Below are 13,973 nucleotides of genomic sequence, written 5' to 3' on the forward strand. Positions count from 1 at the left end.
TTCAACAACTAATACTAAAATAATAATTATGAACCGATTTTATTTCAATAAAAGCAATAGAGCCGCATTATTCTTTGCAATGACTTTATTGCCTTCCGGCATAGCATATTCACAGGTTAAGAAAGATACAGTAGCTAAAGAAAATAAAATAGATGAAGTTGTTGTGATAGGATATGGAACCCAGAGAAAAGAAGCTGTAACAGGTTCTGTAGCCACTGTAAAAGGAGATGCCCTGCGTGAAGTACCCTCTGCCAACATTACCCAGGCATTACAGGGAAGAACGGCAGGGGTAGATATCTCGCAAAGTTCCACTAAGCCGGGTGCTGCCATGCAGATCCGTATCAGGGGAACAAGATCCCTGACAGGGGATAATAACCCGTTGATCGTACTGGATGGTATTCCTTTTGTGGGATCGCTGGGAGACATAAGCTCAAGTGATATCAAAAGTATTGACATCCTGAAAGATGCCTCCGCTACAGCCATTTACGGGTCAAGAGGAGCAAACGGTGTTATTCTCGTTACCACCAACAGAGGAGCAAAAGGGCAGAGACCTAAATTCACCTATAACACCTTTACAGGAGTTCAGACTTTGTTTTCAAAATATCCGATGATGGATGGCCCTCAGTTTGCAAAGCTGCGTGCTTATGCCATTCCTGCAGGAAATACAACACCGTTGTATTCAAACGGGGCTGATGAAAACAACAGCGTCAATACGGACTGGCAAAGCCTGTTTTATAAGCCGGCGATGATGACCAGCCACGACATCGGGGTTTCAGGAGGAACAGAAGGCGGAAATTATAATGTGGGATTATCCTATTTTAAACAAAATGCGTTAATTCCTGTTCAGAGTTACGAAAGATTTGCCCTGAGAATGGCGATTGACCAGCAGGTAGGATCTGTCTTTAAGTTTGGTTTTACAACCAATACAAACTATTCCGTTTCGGAAGGAAACGGAGTAAATCCGGGGGCGGTTCTGGGATATTCTCCTATTGCCGATCCTTACAATGCGGACGGAAGCCCGAAAAGAGTAATGAGCACCGCAGGAGGTATCGATCAGACATGGATTTATACCAGAAAAAGCCTGGAGAGCCTGGCAGACAAATATATTGATGAAACCAAAGCTTTTGCATCCTATAATAACCTTTACGGAGAAGCCAGCCTTCCCATCAAAGGATTGAAATACAGGTTAAATGTAGGGTTGGATTTCCGTACCTCAAACAGCGGAAACTACAGTGGTGTGGGAGTATTCAATACAAACCCTCTGGGGCCGTCAGCGGCAGGAAAAGGGAATAACCAGACTTATCACTGGGTATTGGAAAACCTCCTGACGTACGACCGTACATTCGGAAAACATAAGATCAACGCTGTCGCATTATACTCTGCGGAACAGAATAAATATACAAGCTCATACATGAGTGCAAAAAATGTCCCTGCAGACTTTTTCCAGTATTATAACCTGGGACAGTCGCCTCAGGCAGACATTACGGTAAGACCTGACGACCAGGTGTATTCGAAAACCGGTTTGCTTTCTGCCATGGGAAGAATCATGTATACCTATGATAACAAGTATATGCTTACAGCAACACTCCGTGCCGACGGATCTTCTAGGCTGGCACCGGGTAACAAATGGCATACATATCCCGCATTATCATTAGGATGGAATGTTACCAACGAATCTTTCATGCAGAATATCAAAGCAATTAATCTCCTTAAATTCAGAGCAGGATGGGGGCAGACTTCCAATCAGGCAGTAGATCCATACACTACGATGGGAAGATTTAATGTTGCTCCTTATAATTATGGGCTTGCAGGAAGTACAGGGATTTACGGAAGCCAGCCGCCAAACCCGAATTTAGGATGGGAATATTCAAAAACACAAAACTACGGGGTAGATTTCGGAATACTGAACAACCGCCTTACGGGAAGTGTGGAATATTACAAAACCCATACCTATGACCTGCTGACACAGAAAAGTCTTCCGGCATCAAGCGGTTGGTCATCCATTGTTTCCAATGTGGCAGAAACAGAAAATAAAGGATTGGAAGTTTCCTTAAACGGGGTAATTTTTGATAATCCTGATGGATTTACGTGGGAAGCAGGAGTTAATTTTTATACCAATAAAAATAAAATTTTATCACTTGCTTCCGGAACACAACGTGATATCAATAACTTATGGTTTGTAGGACATAATATTAATTCATTGTATGACTATCAATACATCGGTCTTTGGCAGGCTGGTGACCCGTATCAGAGCATTCTGGAGCCGGGAACTGCTGCTGATGTGGTAGGATCTATCAAGGTTCTTTACACCGGAGGCTATAATGCCGACGGAACTCCGGTAAGGGCAATAGGACCTGATGACAGACAGATTTTTGATACCGCTCCGAAATTCCAGGGAGGATTTAATATGCGCTTTGCCTACAAGAATTTTGAGCTAAGTACAGTAGGAGCTTTCCAGCACGGAGGAATCCTGGTGAGTACTATTTACGGATCTGCAGGCTATCTTAACAGATTAACGGGAAGAGGAAATAACGTGGATGTGGATTACTGGACAGAAGATAATACCGGTGCCTATTTTCCGCGTCCGGGACGTCATTTGAGTGGTGACAATCCGAAGTATTCTTCTACTTTAGCGATGTTTGATGCTTCTTACCTTAAACTTCGTACCATTACATTAGGCTATAATGTCAATAAAGACTTTTTAAAAGATTTGAAAATCAACAGCTTAAGAATTTACTTCACCGTAACCAATCCTGTAGTATTATTCTCTCCTTATCATAAGTTCTCAGGAATGGATCCGGAACCAAACTCTTTTGGAAATGAAAACCAGGCAGTAAGCGGATATCCAAACCGCCAGCTTGTTATAGGAGCCAACAACCCTTCCACAAGAAATTACTTAATGGGACTTAACTTAACCTTTTAAAACTGTACTGTCATGATAAATTTTAACAAAAAACTGCTATTAGGAGCAATCTTTTTATCCTTAACATTTACAGGTTGTAATGAAATTCTTGATGAACAGCCAAGAGCAATCTATACAGCTGACTATTTTAATACACCGGACGGGGTTAATCAGGGATTTACAGCTTTATACAGACAGATGAGATTACTGTATGGCAATGGCTACTTTATGAGCAATTGTCAGAACGGAACTGACGAATCTACCTGGGCACAAAGTGCGGATGGTAACTTTAAAGAATTGGATATGTCCGGAAACGGGATTATCAATTCCAATACTTTTCCTACAAGTATGGTCTGGAACTCTGTGTTCCCGTATATCAATACTGCCAACGGAATTATTGAAAAAGGACCAGGATTCGGAATTGCAGAATCTATGATCTCTGAAGCCCGTTTCTTCCGTGGATTTTACTACTTCATGCTCGTACAGACCTATGGAGGAGTTCCTCTGGATTTAGGGGCAGGAGAATTGAAATATAACACTTTACCTTCCACCTCTTCCGCAAGAAATACCGTGCCGGAAGTATATACAAAAACTGTTTTTGCGGATCTTAAAAAAGCAATAGAAAACCTGCCTGCCTCACCAAGAGTAACCGGAGGGGTAACCAAAAATGTAGCAAGATTGATGCTTGCCAAAGCTTACCTTACTTATGGATGGTGGCTGCAGAATCCAAACGGCATTCCAACTTACCCTGAAGTGGCAAGAACTGATCCTGACGGGCACAATGCCCAGTGGTATTTTCAGCAGGCTTATGATATCGCCTTGGAAGGAATCAACAATCCCGGGCCTTACGCGCTTCAGCCTACCTTCTATGATGTCAATGTAGGTTCAAATGACAGGAATACCGAATCGATGCTTTATGCAGACCATACACAATCAAGTACTTATTATAACGAAAGCGACCCTGTAGGATTTGGATCAGGCTGGGCTCCGGACAATTTTGCAGCATGGATGCAGACCTGGAACTATACTGCCATCAAAAGTAGTAAAACAACAGCATGGGCTGGCGCAGACGTTGTAAGTTCAGTACAGAGAGAAGCGGCACAGTCACTGGGACGTCCTTGGGTTCGTATGTGTCCTACGTTGGGAGTTATTAAAAATACTTTTGCAGATAAAACCAACGATTCCCGTTATGATGGAACTTTTGTAACCACCTACAGAGGAAACTGGAACAAAAATGGAACAGGCCTTACAACGGTTCCTGTACTTTATAACGCGAATAATTTACCTGTACAGCCGGGAGGAGCTATCTTAAGCTTCCTGAATGATGACAGCCAGATGCCTTCTTATCCTACAGGATCCGGACAAAGCGGTGTAGGAGCAGGAACCCTTCCGGGGAGAGCAGACTGGGTCATTGCACCGAACGGAATCAGCAGAATTGTATACCCTGGTTTATGGAAAATAGGAACTTACCGTACCGATGATCCGAACGGTTTAGGATATCCGAATGCAGGATTAACCCGCCCTTTCAGTGTCGCTAAGTTTTCAGAATTCTATTTTATCGCAGCGGAAGCAGCCGTAAAAGGAGCTGCAGGATCTATGACAGCCAGAGACCTTATCAACGTAATCCGTGCCCGTGCCGGAAAATGGAAGTTCAATAATGCCCAGAATACCGCTTATGTAGCAGATAACAGCGCTGCAATGACAGCGGCCACACCAGCCGTAATTACCATTGATTATATCCTTGCAGAAAGATCCCGTGAATATTACGGAGAATTCTACAGATGGTATGACTTGGTACGTACACAGAAATGGGGAGATTATGCGGCAAGTTATCAGATCGGAGGTGCTTCTTATGGAGACCACAGCCCGCAGACGGTTACAAGAACCATCAAACCTTTTCACTATCTGAGACCTATTCCTCAGAGTCAGATTGATGCGATGGAAGTATCAGCAGATATTAAGGCAAAATACCAGAACCCCGGATACAACTAATTTCATTCTACATTCATATCAGCAACAGAGTAGGTGTGAAAACACCTGCTTTGTTTATCTGAATTAAAACTTTACATTATGGAAAAAACCTGGCGTTGGTTTGGAAAAAGACAAAATACAGCTGAACACGCTTCGTCAAATAGGAGTAGAAGGCATTGTTTCTGCGCTGCATGATATCCCAAACGGAGAAATCTGGAATTTAGAGGCCGTCAATGATTATAAAAACTATATAGAAAGCCACGGACTTCGCTGGTCTGTTGTGGAGAGTCTTCCCGTAAGTGAAGCTATCAAATACGGAGGTGAAGACCGTGACTCTTTAATAGAAAATTATATTACAAGCCTTGAAAATCTGGGTAAAGCAGGAGTTACAACAGTTTGCTACAACTTTATGCCCGTTCTCGACTGGGCACGCACCGACCTCTTTCATGAATGGGAAGACGGTTCGTCATCACTTTATTTTGACAAAGCCAAGTTTGCCTACTTTGAAATTCATATCCTTCAAAGAGAAGAAGCCGAAAACGATTATACTTCAGAAATTCTTCAAAAAGTAGAAGAATTAAAAAATAGCTTAACGGAAAAAGATAACAATGACCTGATAGATTCAGTCATTGTAAAAACACAGGGATTCGTGAACGGAAATATCAGAGAAGGTGAATTGAATCCTGTAGAAAAGTTCAAAAGTTTACTGGCATTGTATGAGGGTATAGATAAACATCAGCTTCGCCGGAATATGAAATATTTCCTTGAAAAAATAATGCCTGTCTGTGAAAAGTGGAATATCCAGATGTGCGTACATCCTGATGATCCGCCGTTTTCACTATTAGGCTTACCAAGAATAGTGACCAATGAAGAAGATATTGACTGGTTTCTGAAAGCTGTTGATAACCCTCACAACGGGTTAACATTCTGTGCCGGATCTCTAAGCGCTAACCTTCAGAATGATGTTCCCAAGCTGGCGCAGAAGTTTGCCCACAGGACCAGATTCGTTCACCTGAGAAGCACGAATGTCTTTGAGAACGGTGATTTTATCGAGGCTCATCATCTGGGAGGAAGAGGAAAACTCATTGAAGTGATCCGTGTATTCGAAAAAGAGAATCTGATCTTCCGATGAGAATTGACCACGGAAGACTTTTAACAGAAGATTTTGACAAAGGATATAATCCCGGCTATTCATTTTTAGGAAGAATGCTGGCATTGGGCCAGATCGAAGGAGTAATGGCTGCCGTTCAGTCAGAATTACAGAAAAATTAATCTGCGTTTGTAATAAAATAGTAAAAAGTAAAATGAAAGACCTGTTTAGTATTAAAAACAAAGTAGCAGTCATCACAGGGGCTTCAGGCGTTTTGGGAGGCAGCCTTGCCAAAAGTTTTATAGAGGCCGGAGCAAAAGTTGTTGCATTGGGAAGAAACCAGGAAACATTGGATGCCCGGGTAAAAGAGCTTACAGATCTGGGAGGGGAAGCACTTGCTGTAGAAGCCAATGTGATGGATATTGAAAGCCTTGAAGCTGCTTCTGTGAAAATAAAAGAAAAGTATGGACGTATTGACATTCTGCTCAATATAGCCGGTGGAAATATTCCGGCAGCCACTTTAACTCCCGAACAGTCATTTTTTGATATGAATATGAAGGGATGGGCAGAGGTTACCGATCTTAATATCAATGGAACCGTTTACCCGAGTTATGTTTTCGGAAAAGTAATGGCGGAGCAGAGGAGCGGCAATATTATTAATATTTCTTCAATGGCTGCTTACTCAGCGATTACAAGGGTAGCCGGATATTCTGCCGCCAAATCGGCAATCACCAATTTTACCCAATGGCTGGCCTCTGATCTGGCATTGAAATTCGGAGATAAGATACGGGTAAATGCTGTGGCTCCAGGTTTTTTCATTGGAGATCAGAACCGTGCTATTCTGTTGAATCCGGACGGAAGTTTAACCGAGAGAAGTAAAAAAGTGATGGCGAAAACCCCCATGCAGCGATTTGGGGAAGTAGAAGAACTGAACGGGGTTGTGCAGTTTCTGTGTTCCGATGCCGCAAGTTTTATTACAGGAGCACTGATTCCTGTTGACGGAGGTTTCAGCGCATTCAGTGGAGTATAAAAAATTAATTTCTTCATATATAAATTGGAACAGGACCTTAATGGTTTCATTCAAGGTCTTGTTTTTAAAATCCAGACTCACTTAAAGTCTGACTATGTAAAGAGAAAATCCTTGATTTTCATCTTATGTGAACTATGCTGCAGAATCATTTTAAACTTTCTTAAGTGAGCTAAAGTGTTTTAAAAATAAAGCTTTTGTGACTTTTGTGGTTTTGCAAAGGTTAAACAAATTTAGAATTAAAATTCAGGATTATAACAATAAATCATGAGTCATTCCATTAAAAATAAAGAAGTTTTCGGAGAATTGTTTTTGCTTGAATCGGCAAAGGCAGAGAATCTGTATTTCGGTTATGCTAAAGATATGCCGGTTATAGATTACCACAATCATTTGGAGCCGGACGTTATTGCGGCCAATCAGAATTTCCGTTCTCCAACCGCTATCTGGCTGGATGGTGACCATTACAAATGGAGAGCCATGAGAAATTTTGGCATTGATGAACAGTTTATTTCCGGAAATGCTTCAGATCACGAAAAATTTATGAAATGGGCAGAAGTGGTGCCGTATACCCTTCGGAACCCACTGTTTCACTGGAGCCATCTGGAACTCAAAAATCCTTTTGGGATCAGTGAATATTTATCATCCGATAATGCAGATACTGTCTATCATCAGATGAATGAAAGCCTGCAGACATCCGTTTTTTTGCCACAATCCATTATTGAAAATTTTAAGGTAGAAGCGTTGTGTACTACGGATGATCCTGCTGATGATCTGGCTCATCACAAAGCATTAAAAAACAGTGGATTTAAAACAGCTGTTCTTCCGGCTTTCCGCCCCGATAGCTATATTAATATCATTAATCCTGAACAATATCTTTCAGGAATCAAAAAGCTTGAAGAAGTCTGTGGGTTTTCAATCACATCAGCTTCTGATCTGTTGGATGCACTTCAGGGCAGAATCAATTATTTTGCGGAAACAGGAGCAAAAGTAGCCGACCACGGCTTTGAATATTTTCCGGATACCACAAAATGGAACCATAACCTTGAAAAAGAGTTTTCCGGATTTCTGAAGGGTAATCTGCCAACGTTTTCCGATCCGGATGCATTATGCGGCTATTTGCTGAAAGAGCTTTGCAAAATGTACGCAGAAAAAGGCTGGGTACAGCAGTTTCATGTAGGGGCAACCCGAAACAACAATTCAGAAATGTTCAGAAAAATGGGGGCCAATGCAGGATATGATGCCATTGGCGAACTGTATTATGCCCAGAGGCTGAGTGTTTTGCTGGACAAGTTGAATACAGAAGGAAAACTGGCCAAAACCATTATATACAATCTGAACCCGGCATTTAACGAAGTTCTGGCATCCCTTGCCGGAAACTTCAATGAAGGAGGCATCAAATCCAAAGTACAGTTTGGAGCAGCATGGTGGTTTCTCGATCAGCTGGACGGGATGACGAAACAGATGAATACGCTTTCCAATATCGGTCTGATCAGCACTTTTGTCGGCATGTTGACCGATTCCCGAAGCTTACTGTCATTCTCAAGACACGATTATTTCAGAAGGCTTTTATGCAACCTGTTCGGAAGTGAAATGGAAAGAGGGCTTCTTCCCGATGACGAAAAATGGGTAGGAAAAGTCATTCAGGATATCTGTTATCACAATACAAAAAATTATTTTGAAATATAAAACCATGCAGGATTCAGCAAAAATACTATGTTTCGGGGAACTGCTTCTTCACTTTGCCCCGGATTCCGAAGGGAACTGGCTCAATGAGCAGTCTCTGAAGATCTACGTGGGCGGTGCTGAATACAATGTAGCGTCAGCGCTTTCCCAGTGGAAGAATCCTGTGAAATTATTATCAGCTTTACCGGAGAATTTCGTAGGGAACCAATTGGAATATCAGCTTAAAAATAAAGGAATAGAAGTCCTTGCAGAAAAGAACAAGGGAAGAATAGGAACATTTTATCTTTCTTCCGATGGCGATATGCAGAATGCTTCAGTGGTTTACGACCGCTTTCCGTCTGTTTTTACCCAATCGGATTTTGAAACTTTCAGTGATGAAGAAATATTTTCAGGAGTAAAATGGCTGCATATCAGTACCATCACACCTGCTTTGAGTGACTATGCATTCCGCACATGTCTGCATATCATGAAAGAAGCCGGAACAAGAAATATTACGGTTTCCCTGGACCTGAATTACAGAGCGTTGCTTTGGCAAAACCAGCATCCTTATAAAATTAAGGAACTGATGCCTTTTGTCAACGTTCTCATGGGAAATATCTGGTCTGTAGAGCAGTTTCTGGAAATTCCTGTTGAGTACGTGCTTAACGGGAAATTTGATGATGAAAACCTTCTGAAACAGGCTGAAAAAACAGCGTTGGAAATCCGGAAACAATTCCCGGCTGTGGAAAAAATTGCGAATACTTTCCGTTTTACAAACGGCGAACAGGTGAATTATTTTGCCACCTTATTTACTGATGGGAAACTTTTGATTTCAGAAAAGTATAATGCAGAAAAAATTGAAGAAAGGGTAGGAAGCGGTGATTCTTTTATGGCCGCTTTGATTCATGGAATTTTAAGAGGAAATCCTGATCAGCAGATCCTTGAGGATGCGACAAAAGTTGCTTTTAAAAGCTTTTTGTAAAGGGAGATACCATTGATGAAAGCATTAATATCGAAACATTATGAGTGAAATAGTACAAAAAATAAAAGACCAGAAAATAGTTCCGCTTTTCTATAACGAATCGTTTGAAGTCTCAAAAAATATTATAAAAGCTTTATACGAAGCGGGAATCCGTGTGATAGAATATACCAGCCGCGGGCATCAGGCATTGGAAAATTTCACCAGACTGAAAGAAATTTCCCATACAGAATTTCCAGGCCTTCTGTTAGGAATAGGGACGGTAAAAAACGTACAGGAAATGGATGATTATATTCATGCAAAAGCAGATTTCATCATTACACCGGTCATCAGTGAAGCATTGGTGAAACATGCGCTTGAAAGAAATATCCTTTTGATTCCGGGCTGTTTTACCCCTTCCGATATCAATATTGCCTATCAGAATGGCTTAACACTCGTTAAAATATTCCCGGCTGATGCTTTAGGGAAGAACTATATCAGATCGGTACAGCCTGTTTTCCCGGGAATGAATTTTATGCCCACCGGAGGGATCCATGCTGAATTTGAAGATATTATGGAATGGCTCAATGGCGGAGCTGCAGCAGCAGGCTTGGGAAGCTCACTCATCGGAAGAGATGTTAATGAAGAAGAACTGGCTCATAAAACAAAAAATTTATTACAACAACTTAATCCATAATTAAATGCAGGCTCCTCAAAACCGCAATATAAGATGGTGGATGCTGTCCCTTGTCTTTCTCGCCACTACGATCAATTACCTTGACCGTCAGGTAATGGGTTTGCTGAAACCTGTACTGGAAAAAGAATTCAGCTGGGACGAAAAAGATTACAGCTATATCGTTATGGCCTTTACCACGACTTATGCTATCGGTTATATGGCGATGGGAAGGTTTATAGACAAGGTGGGAACCAAAATCGGGTATGCTGTTTCCCTTATTGTATGGAGCCTGGCCTCTATAGGACATGGTTTTGTGAAAAGTACCATCGGGTTTATCATTGCGAGAAGTACTTTGGGAATCAGTGAGGCAGGAAACTTTCCTGCTGCCATCAAATCTGTAGCTGAATGGTTTCCGAAAAAGAAAGAGCACTGGCAACGGGAATTTTTAACTCAGGAGCAACGGTGGGAGCTATTTTAGCACCGCTGCTGGTTCCGTTCATTCTCGGACATTACGGCTGGAGGCAGACTTTTGTATGGATCGGAGCTTTGGGTATGGTTTGGATTATCCTTTGGTGGAAATTCTATGCCGTTCCGGAAAAAGCCAAAAATCTCAGTAAGGAAGAACTGCAGTACATAAAAAGCGATCAGGCCGAAAAAACAGAGGAAAAACCAAAATTCCTTTATCGGAATTACTCAAATATAAAGTCACATGGTCATTTGCCATCGGTAAAATGTTAACCGATCCTATCTGGTATTTCTTTATGTTCTGGCTGCCGGCCTATTTCTCGGATGTCTTCAAAATGGATTTAACAAAACCATCCTTTCCGTTAATTATTATTTACAGCGGAACTACGATCGGAAGTATCGGCGGAGGATATCTCTCATCGTTTCTGATCAAAAAGGCTGGGCCATCGGAAGAGCCAGAAGCATTACGATGTTACTGTTTGCATTGATGGTGGTTCCGGTCATGTTCTCAAAATATGTAGATAATATGTGGATGATCACGATCATCATTGCCTTTGCAACAGCCGCGCATCAAGGTTGGGGAGCCAATCTTATGACAACGGTTGGAGATCAGTTGCCTAACAGCTACGTCAGTTCTGTCATTGGTTTTGGAGGAATGCTCGGTTCAGCGGCAGGAATTATTTTTCCTTTGTTCATCGGAATCATTTTAGACACCTTCAAAAAGGCAGGAAACGTCAATGGCGGTTACAATATTATTTTCTTTATTGCAGGAATTTCATATGTTGCCGCATGGGGACTCATTTCGGTGATTAACAGAAAGAAAACAGTGTAACAATAATACAGTTTGAAATTTAAAAAGTAAAAATGAAATCCGGGCTTTACATGACCATAGGTCTTCTGATCAGTATATTTTCCTTTGCCCAGAAAGGAGGAAAGTATAAGCTGTGGTATGACAAGCCCGCAAAACAATGGGTGGAAGCTTTGCCGGTAGGAAACGGAAACATTGCAGCGATGGTGTATGGAGATCCTTACCAGGAAAAACTTCAGCTGAATGAAGGGACATTCTGGTCCGGGGGGCCTTCCCGGAATGATAATCCGGATGCACCAAAAGTCCTGGATTCCATCCGCTATTATTTATTTAACGGAAGCTATAAAAGAGCCCGGATCCTGGCGGATAAAGGACTAACAGCAAAAACAGTTCACGGTTCGGCATTTCAGAATATGGGTGATTTTACGCTGGATCTGAATCATCTTAAAGATATCAGTAATTATTACAGAGAACTGGATATTGAAAAAGCGATCGCAACCACTACATTTACTTCTGGTGGCATTAATTTTAAAAGAGAAGTTTTCGCCTCGGTTCCTGATCATGTGATTGTCATTAAATTGAGCTCAGACCACAAAAATGCATTGAATTTTACAGCGAAATTCAATAGCGAGCTTAAAAGAACGTTAAGGCTATTGATGCCAATACCTTACAGATGGATGGAATTTCTTCTACATTGGACGGCATCCAGGGTCAGGTGAAATTCAATGCGCTGGCGAAATTCATTACCAAAGGCGGGAAAACTCAGACCTCAGAGGCCGGAATTTCAGTAAGCAATGCTCATGAGGTCATGATTCTTATTTCCATGGCCACTAATTTTACAGACTACAAAAATTTAAATACAGACGAAGTTGCAAAAGCCGGAAAGTATATTGAAACAGCAGCAAATAAAAGTTTCAAAACTTTAGTTCAAAACCACCTGAATGCTTACCAGAACTATTTTAAAAGAGTAAATCTGGATTTAGGAACTTCTGAAGCTTCGAAAAATCCAACGGATATCAGAATTAAAAATTTTGCCAATGGTTATGATCCTGAACTCATTTCATTGTATTATCAGTTCGGACGCTATCTCCTGATTTCCTCCTCTCAGCCGGGTGGCCAGCCTGCCAATCTGCAGGGGATCTGGAACAATTCCAACAAACCGGCCTGGGACAGCAAATATACCATCAACATCAATACGGAAATGAATTACTGGCCGGCAGAGAAGACCAACCTTCCTGAAATGCATGAACCATTGATCCAGATGATAAAAGATTTGAGCGAAACAGGAAAGGAAACAGCAAAAACAATGTACAGCAGCCGTGGCTGGGTAGCACATCATAACACCGATATCTGGAGAATAACAGGGGTAGTGGATTTTGCCAATGCCGGAATGTGGCCCATGGGCGGAGCCTGGCTTTCACAGCATTTATGGGAAAAATATTTATACAGCGGAGACAAAAATTACCTGAGAACAATTTATCCTGTTCTGAAATCTGCAGCACAGTTCTATGAAGATTTCCTGATGGAAGAACCTGCACATCACTGGCTGGTAGTAAGCCCGTCAATGTCTCCCGAAAATATTCCGCAGGGACACCAGGGAAGTGCTCTGGCAGCAGGAAATACAATGGACAATCAATTGATGTTCGACCTTTTCACCAAGACTAAAAAGGCGGCACAGATTCTCAATACAGATGCAGATAAAATTCAGGTCTGGAACACGATTATTTCAAAATTACCGCCGATGAAAATCGGAAGCTACGGACAATTGCAGGAATGGATGGAAGACCTGGACGATCCTAAAGACAACCACAGACATGTTTCCCATTTGTACGGATTATTTCCTTCCAACCAGATCAGTCCGTTTACCACACCGGAATTGCTGGAGGCTTCCAGAACCGTACTCATTCACCGCGGAGACGTATCCACAGGCTGGTCAATGGGCTGGAAAGTCAATCTCTGGGCTAAATTGCTGGATGGAAACCATGCCGGCAAATTAATCAGAGACCAGCTGACGCTCGTAGAAAAAGACGGTTGGGGCAGCAAAGGCGGAACATATCCGAATCTTTTCGATGCACATCCTCCATTCCAGATTGATGGAAATTTCGGCTGCACTTCCGGGATTACCGAAATGCTTCTGCAGACTCAGAATGGATTTATAGACATGCTTCCCGCACTTCCGGAAACGTGGAAAAGCGGCAGCATTTCCGGGCTGAAAACGTATGGAGGATTCGAAGTCAAAGTGATCTGGGAAAATAATAAAGCTAAAGAAATTACCATAAAATCCGGATTGGGAGGAAACTGCAGAGTCAGGCTTCCAAACGAAATGCAGCTTTCCGGAAACACAAAACTGAAAAAAGCAGAAGGTAAAAACCCGAACTCCTTTTTGAAATTCCGGAAATTCCTAAGCCGTTGAT

General features: G+C 41.9%; 12 protein-coding genes and 1 pseudogene. All 13 read left to right on the forward strand.

Annotated elements, in window-relative coordinates; all coding sequences use genetic code 11:
• The first annotated feature begins 28 nt into the window (after positions 1-28).
• Complete coding sequence (locus OWR28_RS09225) at positions 29-2,923, forward strand: SusC/RagA family TonB-linked outer membrane protein (protein ID WP_332386383.1); 2,895 nt, start codon at positions 29-31, stop codon at positions 2,921-2,923.
• A gap of 12 nt (positions 2,924-2,935) precedes the next feature.
• Positions 2,936-4,894, forward strand: a complete 1,959-nt coding sequence (locus OWR28_RS09230; RefSeq protein WP_332386384.1) for a RagB/SusD family nutrient uptake outer membrane protein — start codon at positions 2,936-2,938, stop codon at positions 4,892-4,894.
• A gap of 100 nt (positions 4,895-4,994) precedes the next feature.
• Positions 4,995-6,145: pseudogene (gene uxuA, locus OWR28_RS09235) on the forward strand (mannonate dehydratase).
• A gap of 32 nt (positions 6,146-6,177) precedes the next feature.
• A complete protein-coding gene (locus OWR28_RS09240; RefSeq protein WP_332386385.1) occupies positions 6,178-6,993 on the forward strand; it encodes an SDR family oxidoreductase in 816 nt (271 codons plus the stop codon).
• A 264-nt stretch (positions 6,994-7,257) separates the two neighbouring features.
• A complete protein-coding gene (gene uxaC / locus OWR28_RS09245; RefSeq protein ID WP_332386386.1) occupies positions 7,258-8,676 on the forward strand; it encodes a glucuronate isomerase in 1,419 nt (472 codons plus the stop codon).
• A complete protein-coding gene (locus OWR28_RS09250) occupies positions 8,666-9,634 on the forward strand; it encodes a sugar kinase (protein WP_332386387.1) in 969 nt (322 codons plus the stop codon). The genes uxaC and OWR28_RS09250 overlap by 11 nt, the downstream gene beginning before the upstream one ends.
• Positions 9,635-9,674: 40 nt before the next feature.
• Positions 9,675-10,307, forward strand: coding sequence for a bifunctional 4-hydroxy-2-oxoglutarate aldolase/2-dehydro-3-deoxy-phosphogluconate aldolase (locus OWR28_RS09255; protein WP_332386388.1), 633 nt, complete (start codon positions 9,675-9,677; stop codon positions 10,305-10,307).
• A 4-nt stretch (positions 10,308-10,311) separates the two neighbouring features.
• Complete coding sequence (locus OWR28_RS09260) at positions 10,312-10,764, forward strand: MFS transporter (protein ID WP_332386389.1); 453 nt, start codon at positions 10,312-10,314, stop codon at positions 10,762-10,764.
• Positions 10,749-11,024, forward strand: coding sequence for an MFS transporter (locus OWR28_RS09265; RefSeq protein ID WP_332386390.1), 276 nt, complete (start codon positions 10,749-10,751; stop codon positions 11,022-11,024). Before OWR28_RS09260 ends, OWR28_RS09265 begins: the two co-directional genes overlap by 16 nt.
• Positions 11,018-11,239, forward strand: coding sequence for a hypothetical protein (locus OWR28_RS09270; protein WP_332386391.1), 222 nt, complete (start codon positions 11,018-11,020; stop codon positions 11,237-11,239). Before OWR28_RS09265 ends, OWR28_RS09270 begins: the two co-directional genes overlap by 7 nt.
• Positions 11,221-11,583 carry a hypothetical protein gene (locus OWR28_RS09275; RefSeq protein WP_332386393.1) on the forward strand — a complete coding sequence of 121 codons (363 nt, stop codon included), beginning with the start codon at positions 11,221-11,223 and terminating at the stop codon, positions 11,581-11,583. Before OWR28_RS09270 ends, OWR28_RS09275 begins: the two co-directional genes overlap by 19 nt.
• A gap of 32 nt (positions 11,584-11,615) precedes the next feature.
• Positions 11,616-12,278 (forward strand): glycoside hydrolase family 95 protein, encoded by a 663-nt coding sequence (locus OWR28_RS09280; protein WP_332386395.1) that lies wholly within the window; start codon positions 11,616-11,618, stop codon positions 12,276-12,278.
• Entirely contained in the window at positions 12,233-13,972 is a 1,740-nt protein-coding gene (locus tag OWR28_RS09285) for a glycosyl hydrolase family 95 catalytic domain-containing protein (RefSeq protein WP_332386396.1), read from the forward strand. The genes OWR28_RS09280 and OWR28_RS09285 overlap by 46 nt, the downstream gene beginning before the upstream one ends.
• Position 13,973: the final 1 nt, after the last annotated feature.

The organism is Chryseobacterium sp. 1B4 (assembly GCF_036631475.1).
Lineage (GTDB): Bacteria > Bacteroidota > Bacteroidia > Flavobacteriales > Weeksellaceae > Chryseobacterium.

What these genes read in the sequence shown, in the direction of transcription:
- OWR28_RS09225 (WP_332386383.1), top strand. Translation starts at nt 29, where the DNA reads ATGAACCGATTTTATTTCAATAAAAGCAATAGAGCCGCATTATTCTTT.
- OWR28_RS09230 (WP_332386384.1), top strand. Translation starts at nt 2,936, where the DNA reads ATGATAAATTTTAACAAAAAACTGCTATTAGGAGCAATCTTTTTATCC.
- OWR28_RS09240 (WP_332386385.1), top strand. Translation starts at nt 6,178, where the DNA reads ATGAAAGACCTGTTTAGTATTAAAAACAAAGTAGCAGTCATCACAGGG.
- uxaC (WP_332386386.1), top strand. Translation starts at nt 7,258, where the DNA reads ATGAGTCATTCCATTAAAAATAAAGAAGTTTTCGGAGAATTGTTTTTG.
- OWR28_RS09255 (WP_332386388.1), top strand. Translation starts at nt 9,675, where the DNA reads ATGAGTGAAATAGTACAAAAAATAAAAGACCAGAAAATAGTTCCGCTT.
- OWR28_RS09260 (WP_332386389.1), top strand. Translation starts at nt 10,312, where the DNA reads ATGCAGGCTCCTCAAAACCGCAATATAAGATGGTGGATGCTGTCCCTT.
- OWR28_RS09270 (WP_332386391.1), top strand. Translation starts at nt 11,018, where the DNA reads ATGTTAACCGATCCTATCTGGTATTTCTTTATGTTCTGGCTGCCGGCC.
- OWR28_RS09275 (WP_332386393.1), top strand. Translation starts at nt 11,221, where the DNA reads ATGTTACTGTTTGCATTGATGGTGGTTCCGGTCATGTTCTCAAAATAT.
- OWR28_RS09280 (WP_332386395.1), top strand. Translation starts at nt 11,616, where the DNA reads ATGAAATCCGGGCTTTACATGACCATAGGTCTTCTGATCAGTATATTT.
- OWR28_RS09285 (WP_332386396.1), top strand. Translation starts at nt 12,233, where the DNA reads ATGGATGGAATTTCTTCTACATTGGACGGCATCCAGGGTCAGGTGAAA.